Origin of the sequence: Asticcacaulis currens, assembly GCF_028550395.1 — a bacterium.
Classification (GTDB): Bacteria; Pseudomonadota; Alphaproteobacteria; order Caulobacterales; family Caulobacteraceae; genus Asticcacaulis; species Asticcacaulis currens.
Genome location: NZ_JAQQKW010000001.1, coordinates 325,266 through 343,983 on the forward strand (window position 1 = coordinate 325,266; position 18,718 = coordinate 343,983).

13 protein-coding genes are annotated in these 18,718 nt (G+C 58.7%); 9 read left to right on the top strand and 4 right to left on the bottom strand.

The window, feature by feature from the left end:
• Nucleotides 1-167 precede the first annotated feature (167 nt).
• From PQU94_RS01350 to PQU94_RS01390, 9 genes are all read left to right on the top strand, one after another.
• Nucleotides 168-2,156: a transglycosylase domain-containing protein gene (locus PQU94_RS01350; RefSeq protein WP_272739699.1), complete on the top strand. Its 1,989-nt coding sequence runs from the start codon at nucleotides 168-170 to the stop codon at nucleotides 2,154-2,156.
• A 232-nt stretch (nucleotides 2,157-2,388) separates the two neighbouring features.
• On the top strand, nucleotides 2,389-3,309 hold the full coding sequence (locus PQU94_RS01355; RefSeq protein ID WP_272739700.1) for an aldo/keto reductase: 921 nt from the start codon (nucleotides 2,389-2,391) through the stop codon (nucleotides 3,307-3,309).
• Nucleotides 3,310-3,469: 160 nt separating this feature from the next.
• A complete protein-coding gene (gene mutM, locus PQU94_RS01360; protein WP_272739701.1) occupies nucleotides 3,470-4,351 on the top strand; it encodes a bifunctional DNA-formamidopyrimidine glycosylase/DNA-(apurinic or apyrimidinic site) lyase in 882 nt (293 codons plus the stop codon).
• A gap of 171 nt (nucleotides 4,352-4,522) precedes the next feature.
• Nucleotides 4,523-4,789, top strand: coding sequence for a 30S ribosomal protein S20 (rpsT, locus tag PQU94_RS01365; RefSeq protein WP_013479861.1), 267 nt, complete (start codon nucleotides 4,523-4,525; stop codon nucleotides 4,787-4,789).
• A 639-nt stretch (nucleotides 4,790-5,428) separates the two neighbouring features.
• Nucleotides 5,429-6,850 (top strand): chromosomal replication initiator protein DnaA, encoded by a 1,422-nt coding sequence (gene dnaA / locus PQU94_RS01370; protein ID WP_272739702.1) that lies wholly within the window; start codon nucleotides 5,429-5,431, stop codon nucleotides 6,848-6,850.
• 144 nt (nucleotides 6,851-6,994) lie between these two features.
• Complete coding sequence (gene dnaN, locus PQU94_RS01375; RefSeq protein WP_272739703.1) at nucleotides 6,995-8,116, top strand: DNA polymerase III subunit beta; 1,122 nt, start codon at nucleotides 6,995-6,997, stop codon at nucleotides 8,114-8,116.
• Between the two features lie 107 nt (nucleotides 8,117-8,223).
• The gene (gene recF, locus PQU94_RS01380) at nucleotides 8,224-9,348 is read left to right on the top strand and encodes a DNA replication/repair protein RecF (RefSeq protein WP_272739704.1); all 1,125 of its coding nucleotides are present in this window, start codon (nucleotides 8,224-8,226) and stop codon (nucleotides 9,346-9,348) included.
• Nucleotides 9,349-9,350: 2 nt separating this feature from the next.
• A complete protein-coding gene (gene gyrB / locus PQU94_RS01385) occupies nucleotides 9,351-11,798 on the top strand; it encodes a DNA topoisomerase (ATP-hydrolyzing) subunit B (RefSeq protein WP_272739705.1) in 2,448 nt (815 codons plus the stop codon).
• A gap of 35 nt (nucleotides 11,799-11,833) precedes the next feature.
• Nucleotides 11,834-12,244, top strand: a complete 411-nt coding sequence (locus PQU94_RS01390; RefSeq protein ID WP_272739706.1) for an NUDIX hydrolase — start codon at nucleotides 11,834-11,836, stop codon at nucleotides 12,242-12,244.
• Nucleotides 12,245-12,283: 39 nt separating this feature from the next.
• Here PQU94_RS01390 and PQU94_RS01395 read toward each other — a convergent pair whose 3' ends face one another.
• The 4 genes from PQU94_RS01395 to PQU94_RS01405 all read right to left on the bottom strand — a co-directional run bounded on the left by PQU94_RS01395 (nucleotide 12,284) and on the right by PQU94_RS01405 (nucleotide 18,678).
• On the bottom strand, nucleotides 12,284-14,446 hold the full coding sequence (locus PQU94_RS01395) for a beta propeller repeat protein (protein ID WP_272739707.1): 2,163 nt from the start codon (nucleotides 14,444-14,446) through the stop codon (nucleotides 12,284-12,286).
• Nucleotides 14,447-14,782: 336 nt separating this feature from the next.
• Nucleotides 14,783-16,024, bottom strand: a complete 1,242-nt coding sequence (locus PQU94_RS01400; RefSeq protein ID WP_272739708.1) for an argininosuccinate synthase — start codon at nucleotides 16,022-16,024, stop codon at nucleotides 14,783-14,785.
• A gap of 75 nt (nucleotides 16,025-16,099) precedes the next feature.
• A complete protein-coding gene (locus PQU94_RS18130) occupies nucleotides 16,100-16,600 on the bottom strand; it encodes a DUF2199 domain-containing protein (RefSeq protein WP_368407051.1) in 501 nt (166 codons plus the stop codon).
• Between the two features lie 56 nt (nucleotides 16,601-16,656).
• A complete protein-coding gene (locus PQU94_RS01405; protein WP_272739709.1) occupies nucleotides 16,657-18,678 on the bottom strand; it encodes a potassium transporter Kup in 2,022 nt (673 codons plus the stop codon).
• Nucleotides 18,679-18,718 lie beyond the last annotated feature (40 nt).

The window sequence follows — 18,718 nt, forward strand, 5'->3', positions numbered from 1 at the left end:
ATGACGTGTGCCGCGGCCACCGCGGCAGGGAGAAATCTGAGGCGCTATGCGTAAATATAAGGGACGCGCGCGGCGGGCTTTGATATATCCTTAACGAAATCTTTGCATGAAGCAGAAGCGAAAGGCCGCTCACCCGGTTTGGCAGGGCGGTGTCGTGGGGATAATGTATGGCTCTCGCCTTTAATATGAAGCGTCCGCCCGTGAAGGCTATCCTGTATTGGTTGACGGTCCTGACCGTCTGGGCGGTGATATTCACCGTCGGCTTTGTTGCCATATTCGCGCTCGATCTGCCCGACACTTCGTCGTTGTATAAGACCGACCGCGCCCCTTCGATCACCTATCTGGATCGCTCCGGCGCGCTTGTCGCCGTAAGAGGCTCCCAGTTTGCCCCGCCGGTCGACATCGACGAATTGCCGCCTTACGTACCGGCAGCCTTTATCGCCATCGAAGACCGGCGCTTCTATCACCATTTCGGCTTCGACCCTATCGGCGTGGGTCGCGCTTTGATCCGTAACGCCACGCGGAAGGAAGGTGCCAATCTCGCCGGGGGTTCGACTATTACGCAACAGCTGGCGCGCAATCTCTTCCTCTCCAACGATCAGAACGTAAAGCGTAAGATCCAGGAACTGATCCTTTCGGTCTGGCTGGAGATGAAGTTCTCTAAAAAGCAAATTCTGGCGCTCTACCTGAACCGTGTATGGTTTGGCGGCGGTGCAACCGGCATCGAAGCGGCCGCCCAGCGCTATTTCAACAAGCCCGCCAAGGATCTCACCATCGGTGAAGCCGCCATGCTAGCCGGCATGATGAAGGGCCCGTCACGCTACTCTCCCCTTTCGGACAAAGACCGGGCTGTCAGGCGCACTGAGATCGTTCTGAACGAAATGGTCGAGGCAAAGGTTATCACCCCCGAACAGCGTGACGAGGTCTTCAAGACCGGCATTAAAGTCTCGCGCACACTGGCGACGGAACACGCGCAGTATTTTGTCGACTGGCTGCAGTCGGAGCTGGGCGAAATGATCGACCTCAGCCAGATCAAGGACGACGTCATCGTCGAAACCACTCTGGACCTGCCGATCCAGACTGACGCTGAACGCGCCGTCAAGGCGATGATGGAACGCGATGCGAAGAAAAAGGTCGAGCAGGCCGCTTTGGTGTCAATCGACGGCGAGGGCCGCGTGCGCGCTCTTATCGGTGGCGTGTCCTATTCCGACAGCCAGTTCAATCGGGCCATTGACGCGAAGCGTCAGGCAGGCTCAGCCTTCAAGCCGTTCGTTTATCTCACCGCCATGGAAAGCGGTCAGTTCCGCCCCGACACGCCTGTGGTGGATGAACCGATCACCATCGATGGCTGGACCCCTGCCAACTACACCAACAAGTATCTGGGCGATATCACCCTGACCACGGCGCTGGCGCAGTCGATCAACACGGTGGCGGCCCGCGTGGCCGATCAGGTTGGGCGGTCAAATGTTGCCTCCACCGCGCATCGCCTGGGGATCACCTCCAAGATCAATACCGATCCAGCTATGGCGCTTGGCACTGCTGACGTGACCCCGCTTGAAATGGCCCGGGCCTATGCACCCTTCTCAAATGGCGGGTATAAGGTGGCTCCCTATGGCATTGTGCGCATTCGCACGACCAAAGGTAAGGTGCTTTATCAGCATAATGCCGGTGATAGCCGCGTTCTGGTGATCAACAATCCTGCGCTCGGCTATATGAATACGATGATGCGCGAAGTCGTACGGTCAGGCACGGGTTCAGGTGTGCGCCTTTCACAGTTCGATATTGCGGGCAAGACCGGAACCACCTCTGATTACCGGGACGCGTGGTTTGTCGGCTATACAGGTGGGTTCACCACCGCTGTGTGGGTCGGTCGCGATAACAATTCGCAGATGGCCAAGGTCACAGGGGGCGGGACCCCCGCTGCGATCTGGCGCGAATACATGTCGCGCGCTCTGACACGTATTAAGGTCTCGACCATCCCCGCCGGCCCCGGAGCCCTCGATGATGGCGCGACCTCTGCCGTTGACGATCTGCTCGGCACGGCCGCGAGCGCGGAAGCTCCGACAGTAACGATCGAGCCGGCGCAACCCGCTAAATCAGAAACGCCTCAGTCGCTAGACGAGGTATTCGAAGACGCCCAGAAGCGTAATCCATAAACGGCCCATCAGCCGACACGGCAATTGGTAAATGAGGCAAGGGTTAACGGTTTTTCCATACCGTTAACCCTTTTGTCTGGGCGACCTTCTTTTCAGCTATGGAAGACCCATTTTTCCTGCAAATTTGTCGTAAATCCCTCTCGGCGTTCAGAGGTTGTTTAACCTTTGACCGCAGAATCCCAGTGATACAGGCGATAGCTTGTTGGAATCATTAAGGTTTGGGTAAGGATCAATGAAAGCGGCTCTGGGCCTCGGATCGGCGCAATTCGGATGCGACTACGGCATCTCGAACCTGCGCGGCCGCGTGTCCGAAGACGAGGTGCGCCAAATCCTGTCCTATGCGGCGCAATGCGGTCTGAAGGCGATCGACGTAGCACCCTATGAAGGAGACGTCGAACGCATACTCGGCCGCTGCTGGCCCTTCCCTTCGCCGTTCAAGCCACAAATTCGTACCGTTCGCGCCGAGAGAGGTCTCGACTGGGTTGAATCCCGTCTGAAGCGCTCGGTTGAGCATATGGGGCTTGCCCGTGTTGGCGTCGGCATGATCGATGATGCCTCCGACCTGATGGGGCCACAGGGCGATGCCCTGTGGGCACGCATGGAAAAGCTTAAAGCCGACGGCCTTTTCTCGCGGATCGGCATTTCCGCCCGTTATGAAGACTCGCCCGTAGCGCTGGCCAAGCGCTTCAAACCGGACCTCATTCAGGTGCCGACCTCGATTCTCGATCAGCGACTGGTGCGCGAAGGTGCACTTGAAACCCTGTCAGGCATGGGGATTGAGGTACAGGTCCGCTCCGTCTTTCTGCAAGGTCTGCTATTCACGCCGCGCGAAGCCCTGCCGGCCAATCTACAGCCGCTCGGTCCGCAATTATCGCGTATCCGTCGACATCTGCTGGAAACCGCCACTGACCCACTGCACGCCGCCCTCAGCTATGCCCTCAACCTGAAGGGTGTATCTTCGGTGATCGTCGGCGTCACCTCGGCGGCCGAACTACGCGCCGTGATCGCCGCTTCCGACCGCCCTCGTCCGGACCTCGCCTGGCAGGCCTTCGCGATTGAGGATCCGATCGCGCTCAACCCGGCCCTATGGCATGCCGACCTCAGCGAAGACCCGCGTCTGCGCGAACGGCGATCGCTCATCTGCGCCGCCTAGCTACGTTCAGGTTTTCACCACCCCAGGCGCGAACCCCTCTGCACGAAAAAGAAACGGATGGGGCGGGGCCTTTCATGACGCACTCGCGCGACGTTCGGACTTTGCGCAGTTCAAAGCCCACCCTATATAGACGCTCCGCCCCATTACCCTGAGCGCCCCAATGCCCGAACTGCCTGAAGTCGAAACCGTCCGTCGGGGCCTGTTGCCAGCGCTGGAACATGCGCGCCTGAGCGGTGTACGTCTGCACCGGCCCAATCTGCGCTATGCCTTCCCAGAAGGCTTTGCTGCGCGCCTCGAAGAGGCAGAAATCCTGCGACTGGAGCGACGGGCCAAATACCTGCTTTTCTACCTCGACACGCAAGAGGTTTGGGTAACCCATCTTGGCATGACCGGTCGCTTTCAGGTCAGCGACATCGACGGCCAGAGCCTTCCCCTTGACGGTAACTATTACCACGCCCTGCGCCCCGACCCCAAGCACCTCCACGTTCAGGTGCTGGCCAGCAAAGACGGCGTCACCCGTCTCATCGACTTCTACGACCCGCGCCGCTTCGGCTTCATGCTGTTGCTGCGTCCGGACGAACTCTATGCGCAGGGCTGGTATAGGGGGCTGGGACTTGAACCCCTGTCAGACGCGCTGAGCGCCGATGCCCTTTATGCCCTGTTCCATCCGCGCCGCCCGCCGCTCAAAAGCCTGCTGATGGATCAGACGCTGATATCGGGGCTTGGCAATATCTACGTCTGCGAGGCCCTGTGGCGGGCTGGCTTGTCGCCGGATCTGCCGGGTGACCAGCTGAGCCACGCTAAGGCCGCCGAGCTGACCCTCGCCGTACGTGAGGTGCTCGAAGAAGCGGTCGCCGCCGGCGGCTCGTCGATCAGCGATTTTGCGTCTGCCTCAGGGGAGCTTGGTTATTTTCAGCACCGTTTCCGCGTCTATGACCGCGAGGACGAAGCCTGTTTGCGACCAGGTTGCGCAGGCACCATTGCCCGTAAAACCCATTCTGGACGCTCGACTTTTTACTGTCCGGCGTGCCAGAAAAGTTAAGGGGATCGGATACGGAGAAAAAAGAGTCGTTCTGTGGATGATTCTTGCCCCGAAAGCGTTGACCTGTCTGCGCCCTTCAGTTATATCCCGCCCCCTTGAAATTCGTGTCGCGGCCCCCTTTAGAAGGCTGGCGCCGCGGCTCCCTTAACTTATCGTCCCCTGAGGTGATGAATGGCAAACAATCCCGGCGCCAAGAAAGCGATCCGCAAGATCGCCCGCCGTACCGAAGTCAACAAGGCGCGCCGCTCGCGCGTCCGTACCTACGTGCGCAAGTTCGAAGAAGCTCTGGCCGCTGGCGACGCCGCCGTTGCCAAGACCGCCTTCATCGAAGCGCAATCTGAACTGATGCGCGCCGTGTCCAAGGGCGTGGTGCACAAGAATACTGGCGCGCGCAAGGTGTCGCGCCTGGCAGCCGCTCTTAAGAAGCTGGCCGCCTAACTTCCTTTTCCTGAAGACAACAGACATCAGGCGCTGAGCGATCTGCTCCGTGCGCTGATGTTTGCTGTCTGAGGGACAGTGATGCGTCCGGACGATCCCCTCGACCGTCCGCACTTTGGTTTTTCTTTATATTTCAGCGATTTGATATCTTTACCGCAACGTGGTGAAGGGCGTCTTTGCGCGCGCAGGTTTTTTAACCGGTGCGTCAAAATGACAGGTTCTTAACCCTTTGTAAATTTCTCCTTACCGGGGAAGACGTTATCAGAGTCAACAGAAATATCAGCGCTGGTCAGCAAATATCCTCGTTGACCTGACCGCCGGGAAAGCTAAGGTGAAGTCATCTCGCCTTTCCATCCCAATACGGATGAAACGGTGGTGCCGGGCAGAGCCTTGCACCAAACGAGAGTCTGTTGCCAAAATTTCACAAAACCAATGACTTAGGTTTTGCGGAAACGGTAATCAGAACGGGGGTGGACACTGCCTGACACTGCGTAAGGTGTGAACGCCATGGTTTTTTGTAACCGGGGGCGGTCCTCCCTCTTCGGGGCGTCAGGAGTTCGAAAAGGACTCGTGTCGACCCGTCTGAAGCCGTTGCCGTATGCGTAGGATTTGGGGAAAAATGATCGGGGCTTTAATAACATGCCAGGCGTAAACAACTGGTCGCCGATCCAGCCTGAAATGGTATGGACTAAAGTTGCATCTGCCCTCCGTCATGAATTGGGTGAGGGGCCTTATAACTCCTATGTCGCGCCTTCGGCACTGCGTCAGAATCCTCTGGGCGATCCGGTGCTGGTGACGCCGACCTTATATGCGCGCGACTGGTTTGCCCGTAATGCGCTGCGCCGGGCCAATGAGCTTTGGGCGCAGCACGATCCGGATCACCGATCGCTGGAACTGAAATCGCGGGCCGAATTCGACGATCAGTCCAAGGCCGCTGCGCCGACACCGGTGAGCCGTGTGGACAGCGCCGAAGGCGCACCCGTGGCCCCCGTCGTCAGTTTTCAGGACGCCGCTGCCCGCGTCGCCGGGCTTCAGGAGCGCCTGACCTTTGACACCTTCGTGCCGGGTCGCGGCAATGAATTCGCCTATACTATGTCGCGCCAGGTCGCCACGTGGGCCGACGGGCATTTTAATCCGGTCTTCTTCCACGGCCCTTACGGCTATGGGAAGACTCACCTTCTGAACGCCATCGCCTGGGAAGCCAAGGCCCGTCGTCAGGACGCCAAGGTCGTCTACCTGACGGCGGAAAAATTCACCTCGACTTTCGTAAAGTCGCTTCAGGATCGCTCGACTGCCGCCTTCAAGGACGAGTTGCGTGGCGCCGATCTGCTGTTGATTGATGACGTACATTTCATCGGCGGTAAGACCTCGTCGCAAGAAGAGCTGTTTCACACCTTGACCGCGCTGTTGGAAAACAATAAGCGCGTGGTGTTCACGGCGGACCGTCCGCCGTCGCACCTCAACGAAATCGAAGCGCGTCTCAGATCGCACCTGTCCTCCGGGCTGGTCTGCGCTCTGGATGTCGCCGATCAAAGCCTGAGAATGGGCATTATCGAGCGCAAGCTTGATCAACTCGCCAAGCGTCTGGGCGTCGCCCAGAAGCCGCAACATGATGTACTGCAATTTTTAGCAGATCGCGTACCGGGTTCTATCCGTGAGCTGGAAGGGGCCGTCAATACCCTGGCCGCTTCGGCCGGTGCGCGTCTGGGGAGTTTAACTTTGGACGAAGCTATGGCCTTGCTGCAACCCAACCTGAAGGTATCGGCGGAGCGCCGCGTGACGGTCGATGAAATCCAGAAGCTGACGGCGGATCACTTCGCCCTGAAGCAGGCGGATCTTCTGTCGGAACGCCGAACGCGCTCGGTTGCCCGCCCGCGTCAGGTTGCGATGTGGCTGTGCAAGCAGCACACGACGCGTTCCTATCCGGATATCGGTCGCCGTTTCGGCGGACGTGACCACACGACGGTTCTGCATGCCGTCAAGAAGGTCGAGGAACTGCTGCAAAGCGACGAACAGATCGCTAAGGACGTCGAAGCCCTGACCCGTAAACTGCGTGGCTAATTCGCCGGTTTAACCGGTTGACGCCGCTTAATAAACATTTAAGGTCTTGCGAAGCGCCGGGGCAACTGCCCCGGCCTTTTGCTCTATACCTATACAGCCGCAAAGGCTGGCCATAAATTCTGGCCAAAATTCTGGGATGCCAAGATGCAGCTAATCATAGAACGTGGCGCACTCCTGAAGGCACTGGGCCACGTCCAGAACGTGGTGGAACGCCGCAACACCATCCCCATACTGTCGAATGTGCTCTTGTCGGCCGAAGGCTCTCATGTGTCCTTTTCGGCGACTGATCTCGACATGGAAATCGTGGACTCGGCTGAAGCCATCGTTGCGGTGCCGGGTCAGATCACGGCGCCCGCCCACACCCTATACGAGATCGTGCGCAAGCTGCCCGACGGTGCCGATGTTGAACTGCGCTATCAGGCCGGCGACGATCCGCGTCTGTCGGTTCAGGCAGGACGCTCGCGCTTTGCCCTGCCCGTCCTGCCCGCCGGGGATTTCCCGGTGATGTCGGGCGACCATGACGGCGCGACCTATGCCCTGCTGAAAGAGGACTTAAAGCGCCTGATCGACAAAACGCGCTTTGCTGTGTCGACCGAAGAGACACGTTACTATCTCAACGGCCTTTTCCTGCACACTCTGACCGAGGACGGTTCAGGTTATCTGCGTGCCGTAGCCACCGATGGCCACCGTCTGGCCCTGGCCGAAATGCCGGCGCCGGATGGCTCTATTGGCAGCGCCGGGGTGATTATCCCTCGCAAGACCATTGATCAGGCCCGCCGCCTTCTGGACGACGGCACAGGTTATGTCGAACTCACAGTCTCGCCCGCCAAGATCCGCTTTAACTTCGGTACTGCCGCCCTGACCTCGAAAATCATCGACGGCTCCTTCCCCGACTATGGTCGTGTTATTCCGAAGAACAATGACAAGCTGATGCGGATTGATACGGGGGTTCTTTCGCGCGCTGTCGATCGCGTTTCGACCATCTCGGCAGAAAAGAGCCGTTCGGTGAAGATGGCCATTGAACCGGGTCGTCTAACGCTCACCGTTCGCAATATCGAAGCCGGTCAGGCGGTCGAAGAAGCCGAAATCGACTATGATTCTGACGCCCTCGAAATCGGCTTCAATGCCCGCTACATCCTCGATGTAATGGGTCAGATCGCTGGTGAACAGGTGGAGCTGCGCCTCAATGATGCAGCCTCACCGACCCTGGTACTCGACACCGCGGATCAGGGCGTCCAGTACGTGCTGATGCCGCTGCGGGTGTAGGGTCAATTTTTCACCCCGCTCGTCATCTTGGCAATGAGACAAATGGTCAGATCGAAACCCGGGGTTACCGTGTGTTTCGATCTGACTTTTTCATTTAAAGGGCGCGCATGAAAGCCCGCATTCACGCCCTGAGCCTGACCGATTTTCGCGGCTATGACCGGCTTGATGTCGATCTGGCCGGACGGTCGCTGTATCTTTTCGGTCCCAACGGCGCGGGCAAGACGAACTTTCTTGAAGCGATAAGTGTTCTGAACCCTGGCCGTGGCCTGCGCGGGGCGGCCGTCAGCGATCTGGGCCGTCGCCTGCCACAGGAGGTCAGGGGGCGTGCGTGGGGCGTGTCGGTCGAGCTCAAAAGGGCAGAGGACGATATCCGCATCGGCACGGGTTCCGATCCGCGCAACCTTGAAAAGCGTCTGGTGCGCATCGACCAGCAAACCGTACCGGCGGGGCGTCTGCTCGACCATATTCGCCTCGTCTGGCTGACCCCGGCGCAGGACCGTATCTTCCTTGAAGCGCGTGCCGAGCGGCTGCGTTTTTATGACCGGCTGGTTTTCGCCGCCACACCTTCACACGCCACGACGGTGAATGCTTATGAAAAAGCCCTGCGTGAGCGCCTGAGATTGCTGGTTCAGGGACCTGCCGACGCCGTGTGGCTCGATGCACTCGAAGAACGACTGGCGCAGACGGGCAGTGAAATGATTGCGGCCCGCCGCGCTGCCCTGGCCGATCTTCAGGCCGAAATCGAGGCGCACGAAAGCGCCTTTCCTAAGGCTGATCTTGGACTGATCAACGAAGCGTCTGACGCCCACGAACCCGACGCCCTGAATAACGCCTTGCGCGAGGGATTTGCCCGCGCCCGCGCCCGTGATTCGGCGGCAGGTCGCTCGCTTTTCGGGCCCCACCGCACTGATCTCGGCGTCTTTCACCGCGAAAAGGACCGTCCGGCGGCGGACTGTTCCACGGGGGAGCAAAAAGCCCTCGTTCTGAACCTGATTTTGGCGCAGGGGTCGAGACTTTCGCGTGTCAAAAGCGCACCGAATCCTGTAGTGTTACTTGACGAAGTCGCAGCCCACCTCGACCCGATTCGCAGGGCGGCGTTGTTTGATGAAACCGATCGTCTGGGCCTGCAAACCCTGTTTACAGGTACCGACGAAAGCCTCTTCGACGGATTGTTCGGGCGTGCGCTTGGGGTTCGTGTCGAAGGGGGCCATTGGGTAGAATTTAGGGACTAGGCATGGCCGAAAACGAAGAGCATCCGGAAATCGTCGAAAACGCCTATGGCGCAGATTCGATTAAGGTTCTCAAAGGGCTGGATGCGGTGCGCAAGCGCCCAGGCATGTATATCGGCGACACGGATGACGGGTCGGGCCTGCACCACATGGTCTATGAAGTCGTCGATAATGCCATCGACGAAGCCCTGGCCGGGCACGCTACGCGCGTGGAGGTGATCCTCAATGCCGATGGGTCCTGCTCGGTGTCCGACGACGGGCGCGGGATGCCGGTCGATATCCACGCCGAAGAGGGCGTATCAGCGGCCGAAGTCATCATGACGCAGCTCCATGCGGGCGGCAAGTTCGACCAGAACAGCTACAAGGTCTCCGGCGGTCTGCACGGCGTGGGTGTCTCGGTCGTCAACGCCCTGTCCGATTTTGTTGAGCTGAAAATCTTCCGTAACGGGAAGACGCACGAGGCGCGCTTTGAACTGGGTGAAACCGTGCGTTCGGTTGAAATCACCGGCGATGCACCGCTGCGTGAGAACGGCAATCCACTGACCGGCACCATCGTCACCTTTTTGCCGTCGCTGAAGACCGGACCGGATACGGGCACCTTTACCTTCATTGATTTCGACCGCAAGACGCTCGAACACCGCCTGCGTGAGCTGGCTTTCCTCAATTCGGGCGTCCATATCCGCTTCGCCGATCTGCGCGAGGCTGAGCCCTATGACATCATCCTGCATTACGAAGGCGGCATTGTCGAATTCGTAAAGCATCTGGACAAATCGAAGTCGCCCATCATCAAGGAACCGATCGCCGCACGCGGCCTGCGCGATAAGGTCGAGGTCGATCTCGCCCTGCAATGGAACGACAGCTATCACGAGACGATGCTGTGCTTCACCAACAACATCCCGCAGCGCGACGGCGGTACCCACCTGGCCGCCTTCCGTGGTGCCCTGACGCGGGTTATGTCGGCCTATATGGAGTCCTCCGGCCTCGCCAAGAAGGAAAAGGTCTCGGTATCGGGCGAAGACGCGCGCGAAGGCTTGACCTGCGTCCTGTCGGTTAAGGTGCCTGACCCCAAATTCTCGTCACAGACCAAGGACAAGCTGGTCTCCTCGGAAGTGCGTCCGGCCGTTGAAGGTATCGTGTTTGAAAAGCTGTCGCAGTGGTTTGAGGAAAACCCGGTCGAAGCTAAGCAGATCGTCTCCAAGATCATCGAAGCCGCAGCTGCCCGTGAAGCGGCGCGCAAGGCCCGCGAACTCACCCGCCGCAAGTCGGCGCTCGACATCAACTCCCTGCCGGGCAAACTGGCTGACTGTCAGGAACGGGATCCGGCCAAGTCTGAACTGTTTATCGTCGAGGGTGACTCGGCTGGCGGCTCGGCCAAACAGGGGCGCAACCGCGAAAACCAGGCCATCCTTCCGCTGCGCGGCAAGATTCTGAACGTCGAACGCGCCCGTTTTGACAAGATGCTGTCCTCAGAAATGATCGGCACACTGATCACCGCCTTGGGCACCGGAATCGGGCGTGACGACTTCAATATCGAGAAGCTGCGCTACCACAAGATCATCATCATGACCGATGCCGACGTGGACGGTGCGCACATCCGCACGCTGCTTCTGACCTTCTTCTATCGTCAGATGCCGCAAATCATCGAAAACGGTTACCTCTATATCGCCCAACCACCCCTTTATAAGGTCGCGAAGGGCAAGTCGTCGCGCTACCTTAAGGACAATCCGGAAATGGACGCCTTCCTGATCGAGGAAGGCACGTCGGAAGCGGTACTGGAACTGCGCTCGGGTGAACGCATCGCCACGCATGATCTCGAAGCGCAAGTGCGGGTCGCCAAGACCTTCAAGGGCGGGGTCGACCGTCTCGCCAGCCGTGCCCCGGCCTTTGCCATAGAACAGGCCGCTCTGGGTGGTCTGTTCGGAGAGACGCCCGATCTGGCGCTGGTCGCAAAGCGCCTCGATCGCCTTAATGAAGATGGCGATGGTCCGTGGCGCGTCGAAGCTAATACGACGAGCCACGGCGGCTACGTGTTTACTCGTGTCCGTCGCGGCGTATCGGAAAAGATCGTGCTGGATGACGGGCTGATTCACTCTCAGGACGCCCGCCGCCTCAACGACCGTGCGCTGGAACTGGGCGATCTGTTTGCTGAGGTTTCGACCTTCCGTCGCAAGGATAAGGTGGCCGACATTCGCGGTCCTCTGGATCTTGTCGCGGCCGTTCTCGATGCCGGACGTAAGGGCCTGACCATTCAGCGCTACAAAGGTCTGGGTGAAATGAACCCGGATCAGCTTTGGGAAACCACCCTCGACAAGGACGCCCGCACGCTGCTTCAGGTGAAGGTTAATCTCACCGACGAAGCCGACGACCTGTTCGTCAAGCTGATGGGCGATCTCGTCGATCCGCGCCGCGAGTTCATTCAGGACAATGCGCTCGATGCCGAAGTGGATGCGTAAGGACAGGCAGGGGCTCAGCCCCTGCCCGCGTGGTTATGACTAAGATCATCGCCCTCGCTACAGCCGTAGTGGTAGATCCACACCGCAAACTGGCACTGGTGGTGCGCAAACACGACTCTTCGACTTATATTCAACCGGGTGGCAAGATCGACGCCGGTGAGACCCCGATTGAGGCTTTGCGGCGCGAATTACGCGAAGAAATCGGACTGGAACTCGCAGAAGACGAAGCTGTCTATCTGGGGCATTTCACGGCTCCGGCGGTCCATGAGATGGGCTTTAGAGTCCACTCACAAGCCTTCTGGATCGAAACAGACAAACCCGTCTGTGCAGCATCAGAAATTGCTGAAATAAAATGGATTGATCCGGTGCAAGCATTAAACTTCCCGCTCGCGCCACTCTCCCGACAGCTCATGACTTTGGCAGCCCAGCGTTTAAATCAAGCCTGACCATCGAGGGCGATCGTTTGACCGAAAGCCCGTTTCGGTTCATGCGGCAGGCTTGCCGGCCAACACGCCGCGTCCATGGGGTGCTATGAAGACGGTGCCCCATTCTAACGGGTCACCAGAGAGCGCCCGCAACGCGCCATACTGATGCTTATCATCGTTGATACGGGTCCACGTCGTGCCCTCATCATCCGACCGCCAAATCCCTTCGCGGCCCCTCACCTTGCCCCATAGATAAACGGCAGGATACCCATTCTTGGTTTTCGCCGCACCGAAACCCAGGGTCCAGGCCTCGTCCACACCCACTACGGGCTTCAGGCTTGCGCTTGCCTCACGTGAGTGAAAAAGCCCATTAGGGAGCGCGACCCACAGATCTCTCATGCGCGTGGGCACGACAAAAAGCTGTGCTGTCTGCCAGGATTCTATCTTTGGAAGCCCGGAAATGATGGGCTTAAAGCTGGCACCACCGTCGACGCTAATCAAAATGACCCCGGTGAAGCGATCGAGAACGTAAAAGACCCCGTCGGCAACCTTGTCTGACACCGGCAACAACGCCTGATCACGACCGTTTGGCCACCCCACGCTCTCTTTCCAGCTTCGCCCTCGGTCTGCAGAATAAAAGGCCGCCTCTCGCTCGGGGACCCACAGAAGGGAGGTCGCCTTCGCCGATATAGCGATACTCCCTGGCCCTTTCCAGGGCTGGCCTTGCGCGGGATTTCGGTAGGGCGTGGATGGAAGTGCCGACCAGCTCGCACCTCCCTCTTCAGATATCATGGCAAAGCGCCCGCTATTGGTCGTCCTCACCACTACGTCGGGGGCCTGCCCGGCATAGTCAACCGACCAGTTCGTCTCACTTGCTGGCACAAAGAGACCGTTTTTGGGCGTTTTGGTTATATCATCCCAGGCGGCCCCCCCAACATCGCCCATGGCAACAAATAAGGTCGCACCTGCCGTAGGCGACGTCATCTGGAGAGTGGCTGTCTCCTCGAGATTATTGACATTGAAGGAAAACCGAACGGGCTCTGTAGCTATCTTTGTTAAATTTTCGCTCATCCAAAGGCCATAACCTGTGCCGTAGATAAGCTCATCAGGATTGAATGGATTGATCTTCAAATCAGAAATCCAATGTCCCATCCTATCCTCGCCCTTCAAGTAGTTTGAGAGCCAGGGATAGTTTGAGGTGTCGTGCCTGGCGCGCTCGCCTAAGGCGCGCCACGTTTGTCCGTAGTCGATTGACAAGAAGATATCATCACCCGGCCACCAGCGATTGAGTGTAGAGACGCACACCATACCGCCCGGCCCGACATCCACACCAGAGAAGCCAAAGCGCGCAGCGGCGTCTGGCCGGATGGGTGATATGTCGCTCCACTTTCCGGATTTGGCATCGCGTTTCCAGACGCTCCCTCCGGTCGCGTTGCTGGGATTGATCGCAGCCGCTTGCCCGTCGCCTTGGGCAAACGTCACATAGAGGGTTCCGTCACTGGCAAAGACGGCATGCTGAGGCACCTGAGCAGGCGTTGCAGACACTTTCGACCAGGTCGCACCCTGATCAAGGCTCACATAAAGCCCGGCTTCGGCATCCGCGACGCCTACAAAAATTGCTGCTGACCGGGGATCAATAACGACGAGGCTCAGATGAGTGCCCGGCCCCGTCACCTGGGAGAAAGACTGGGCGGCGTCCTTACTTTTCCAAAGCCCATTCTGATTGGATCCGTACCATAAAACTTCGCTGTTCTTGGGGTCGACAACAAGGCGATCCCCGGTTCCGCGTCCATCTGAATTCCCCCCTACCTGGATGGGCAGTTCCGTCTTTCTCCAGCTGCGCCCCTGGTCAGACGACGCTAGGATGGCACCCTTGCGAGCCCAATCGGCGAGGTAAAGACCGCACGCCGCATAGATTCTGTCGGGATTAGATGGATCTATGGCCATGCTCAGCACACCCATCAGATCGGCATCGTCCCGCCCCAGGTGATCGAGCAATGGGACCCAGCCTTTGTCTTGATCGGCGTATCGGTACATCCCCCCAATGTCTGTGCGGGCATAAAGAATCCCGGCCGTTTTTGGGTGATAGAGAAATCCATCGACAAACCCGCCTCCCCCGAAAGGGATGGTGGCCCACGTATAAGGTGAGGGCTCTGCAGCGCTGGCGTCGCTGGGTGCCAAAACCATGGCGCCCGAAGTTAGCAACATTTCACGACGGTTCATCTTTTCCCCCGTTTGGCTCCCGGCCCCGAGCCGAAATGCCCAAAGCTTTCATGCACGCTATGGGCATGACGCATCCGCCCTGGTTTGCATTGTATTATAATAGCACTGTCTACCGTAGCGATGTGAGTTTGCCAAGCCCTCTAAAACCCGAGAGGCCACGCAGCACTTTTGCCCGATCACAGCGAAGTTTCCCGGCTTTTGGGTCGAAAAGCAAAAAAAGCCCGGTCCAGCGCTAGGCTGGTCCGGGCTGACACCTGGACAAATGTATTGTCCTCAGCACTTTTATTATATGACTTCTAACCGTCAGGCGCGGATCGGATAAAGGTTTGTGTAGTCCTACTTTGCGTCGCGCGCATCGCGCTTAGCCGCCACACGCAGGCGCAAGGCGTTGAGCTTGATAAAGCCGGCCGCGTCGCGGTGATCGTAAGCCACCTTACCCTCTTCGAAGGTCACGAGGTCCTGATCATAGAGGCTATAGGGGCTTTCGCGGCCGATCACCGTGACATTGCCCTTATAAAGCTTCACAGTCACGCGGCCCGTGACCTTAGCCTGCGAATAATCGATGGCCGCCTGAAGCATCTCACGCTCAGGCGAGAACCAGAAGCCGTTGTAGACGAGCGAAGCGTATTTCGGCATCAGCTCGTCCTTCAGGTGCATGGCACCACGGTCGAGCGTGATCGATTCGATACCGCGGTGAGCTGCCAACAGTATGGTGCCGCCAGGGGTTTCATAGACGCCGCGCGACTTCATGCCAACGAAGCGGTTTTCAACGAGGTCCAGACGACCGACGCCATTGTCGTGGCCCAACTGGTTCAGTTTGGTCAGCAAGGCCGCTGGCGACAGGGCTTCGCCATTGATGGCGACCGGATCACCCTTTTCAAAGTCTATAGTGAAAACCTCAGCCTTGTCCGGCGCGGCTTCCGGGGAGATGGTGCGCTGATAGACGAACTCAGGGGCTTCAACCGCCGGGTCTTCCAGCACCTTACCTTCTGACGAGGAGTGCAGCAGGTTGGCATCGACCGAGAAGGGCGCATCACCACGCTTATCTTTGGCAATGGGGATCTGGTGCTGTTCAGCGAAGGCGAGGAGTGACTCGCGCGACGCGAAGTCCCACTCACGCCACGGGGCGATGACGCGGATGTCGGGCTCCAGGCCATAGTAGCCGAGCTCAAAACGTACCTGATCGTTACCCTTGCCCGTCGCCCCGTGGCAAACGGCGTCAGCGCCAACCTTGCGAGCGATTTCAATCTGTTTCTTGGCGATCAGCGGGCGCGCGATTGAGGTGCCCAGCAGGTACTGACCTTCATAGACGGTGTTGGCGCGGAACATCGGGAAGACGAAGTCGCGAACGAACTCTTCGCGCAGGTCTTCAATGTAGATGTTCTCCGGCTTGATGCCGAGAAGCTCGGCCTTTTTACGCGCGGGCTCAAGCTCCTCGCCCTGACCGAGGTCGGCGGTGAAGGTCACGACCTCAGCATTATATTCGGTCTGAAGCCACTTCAGGATGATCGACGTATCGAGGCCGCCGGAATAGGCGAGAACGACTTTCTTGACGGGCTTTTCAGTAGGGGAGGTCATGAGGCAACCACTCCGGTCAGGGGGGTGAAAACAGTTGCTCGCGCCTTTAAGACCCCTCCCCTCAAGATGCAAGGATTAATGCAGAAGCGAACGCGCCATCCTATGCCATTGCGCTCTGGTGATGCCATTTCTCTGATCTGTCGCCAGAGGGTGGTCCATCTGTGTTACCATGAAAAGTGGTACCCTGCCCGGCTCGCGGTCCTGAACCAAAAGCGGAAGGTGAAGAACTGGATCATAAGGCCGGATGGGGCTGCATAACCAACCGAAACTCGGCGGATCGTCACCCCGATCCGGATCGTTCCATCGGTCTTGCCTGCGATTAAAGTTCTTTTCGCCGAGGGACGACCAGACCGAGAAGGTCAGGGGCGTCGCATGATTTATAATAGGGATTTCTATATGTCCCCTGACAAAAAAATGCGCGTCGTCCACGACGCACCAACTGTCAGAAATCTCGACACGCGCTTGAAACATCTCCTCCGAAACCAATGCGCGCCAAGGCGCCTCAATCCCGAAACACACAGGCATATCATCATGTGCCTGGCCGCAATGGCGGCACTTCCATTTGATACCGAACAACCAATCCCCCCCGAAAGAAAGGCCCCGTCCGGTACGCCGGACGGGGCTAAACTTACCTAAACACTGACCTGCGTCCCAAGCTCTACCACACGCCCGGGCGGGATATGGAAGAACTCCGTCGGGTTGGTGGCGTTGCGCATCAGGAAGATGAACAGGCGATCCTGCCAGAGAGGCATACCCGACGTCGCCGAGGCCACGACGCTGCGGCGACCGAGGAAGAAGCTCGTGGCCATAATGTCGAACTTCAGGCCCTGCTTACGGCAGATACCCATGGCCTTGGGCAGGTTCGGGCTTTCCATGAAGCCATAGTGCACCGTGACGCGCTTGAAGTCCTCATCGAGCTTTTCAATGGTGATGCGCTCGGATTCGTGCACGCGCGGGATGTTGCGCGTATCAACCGTCAGGATGATATTCTTCTCATGCAAAATCTTGTTGTGCTTGAGATTATGCATCAGGGCCACGGGCGCGACTTCAGCGTCGGAGGTGAGGAAGATGGCTGTGCCCGGCACGCGATGTGGCGGTCGCGCCTTCAGCATTTCGATCAGGTCCGTCAGCAGAACACTGTCGCGACGAGACTTTTCGAACAGGATGCCCGACCCCCGCACCCAGGTCGCCATGACCGTGAACAGACACGCACCGATCAACACCGGCAGCCAGCCGCCGGAGAAGAAGCGCAGCATATTGGCGCTCAGGAAGGATAGGTCGAGGATCATGAAGGGGACAATGAAGGCCAACACGCGCGACCAGCCCCACTTCCACATCTGACGCATGACGATGGCCGCCATCAGGGTGGTCACCACCATGGTCCCGGTCACCGCCAGACCATAGGCGTGCGCCAGAGCCGATGAGGTCTGGAACGTGACCATGACCACGACCACGCCGACCAGGAGCATGGTGTTGAGTTGCGGCACGAAAATTTGGCCTTCCTGCGTTTCCGAGGTGCGCTTGACATTCAGGCGCGGCAGAAGGCCCAGTTGAATGGCCTGCTGGGTAAGGGAGAAGGCCCCGGTAATAACGGCCTGAGATGCCACGACCGTGGCCATACCGGCCAGCAGCACCAGCGGCAGGCGCAGGCCGAGAGGCGCCATTTCAAAGAACCAGTTCAGTTCCTCGAACGGACGGCCGGAGGCCAGAGAACGGTCAAGCACCGTGAGCGCCAGCGCTCCCTGCCCCAGATAGTTTAGCGCCAGACACGGCAGGACGAAAAATAACCAGGCCGCCTGAATGGGCCAGCGCCCGAAATGGCCCATATCTGCGGTCAGGGCCTCGGCTCCCGTCACGGTCAGAAAAACCGCGCCCAGGACGATAAACCCGGCCATTCCGTGTTCCGAGAGGAACTGCACCGAGTACCACGGATTGATTGCCGCCAGGATTTGCGGATTGGCCATAAACTGACTGATGCCCAGAACCGCCATGGAGGTGAACCAGACGGCGCAGATAGGGCCAAACAACAGGCCAACCTTGGCCGTGCCGTGGCTTTGAAAAGCAAACAGGCCAATCAGCATGACCCCGGCGATCATCAGAACCAGCTGATTCGAAATGCTGTTTTCAAGCGCCGGAATGGTACGCAGGCCCTCAACCGCCGACAGGACCGACATGGCCGGGGTGATCACTGCGTCGCCGTAAAATAGGGCCGCGCCGACGATGCCGAGCGTAAAGACGATGGCCGTGCGCTTACCTATGGCTTGTTGCGCCAGCGCCATCAGCGACAAGACGCCACCTTCGCCCTTGTTGTCGGCACGCATGATGAAGCCGACGTATTTAACCGTCACAACCAGAATCATCGCCCACAAGGCCAGCGACACGACCCCGAAAATTTCCGGACGCGTCACGCCGTCGCCCGCCGCCGCGTGCAGGGCTTCCTTGAAGGCGTAAAGGGGCGACGTCCCAATGTCGCCGAACACCACGCCGATGGACCCCAGCGCCAGCGCCCAGAAGCCCGCATGCTTGGCGTGGCCTTCGGTGGGATGGGGTTGTGAGGGTTTGTGCGCGGACGCAGCATCCGCTCCGGTCTTGTCGCCGGTGGAGACCGAAGCGTCCGGGGAGGGACGGGCCTCGGCAGGGGTATCCCCGATCATGCAATATCTCCTGAGAGACCACACAGGAGGGTCCTCGCTT

Coding starts and splice junctions, on each gene's coding strand:
- PQU94_RS01350 (WP_272739699.1), top strand. CDS start 168: ATGGCTCTCGCCTTTAATATGAAGCGTCCGCCCGTGAAGGCTATCCTG.
- PQU94_RS01355 (WP_272739700.1), top strand. CDS start 2,389: ATGAAAGCGGCTCTGGGCCTCGGATCGGCGCAATTCGGATGCGACTAC.
- mutM (WP_272739701.1), top strand. CDS start 3,470: ATGCCCGAACTGCCTGAAGTCGAAACCGTCCGTCGGGGCCTGTTGCCA.
- rpsT (WP_013479861.1), top strand. CDS start 4,523: ATGGCAAACAATCCCGGCGCCAAGAAAGCGATCCGCAAGATCGCCCGC.
- dnaA (WP_272739702.1), top strand. CDS start 5,429: ATGCCAGGCGTAAACAACTGGTCGCCGATCCAGCCTGAAATGGTATGG.
- dnaN (WP_272739703.1), top strand. CDS start 6,995: ATGCAGCTAATCATAGAACGTGGCGCACTCCTGAAGGCACTGGGCCAC.
- recF (WP_272739704.1), top strand. CDS start 8,224: ATGAAAGCCCGCATTCACGCCCTGAGCCTGACCGATTTTCGCGGCTAT.
- gyrB (WP_272739705.1), top strand. CDS start 9,351: ATGGCCGAAAACGAAGAGCATCCGGAAATCGTCGAAAACGCCTATGGC.
- PQU94_RS01390 (WP_272739706.1), top strand. CDS start 11,834: ATGACTAAGATCATCGCCCTCGCTACAGCCGTAGTGGTAGATCCACAC.
- PQU94_RS01395 (WP_272739707.1), bottom strand. CDS start 14,446: ATGAACCGTCGTGAAATGTTGCTAACTTCGGGCGCCATGGTTTTGGCA.
- PQU94_RS01400 (WP_272739708.1), bottom strand. CDS start 16,024: ATGACCTCCCCTACTGAAAAGCCCGTCAAGAAAGTCGTTCTCGCCTAT.
- PQU94_RS01405 (WP_272739709.1), bottom strand. CDS start 18,678: ATGATCGGGGATACCCCTGCCGAGGCCCGTCCCTCCCCGGACGCTTCG.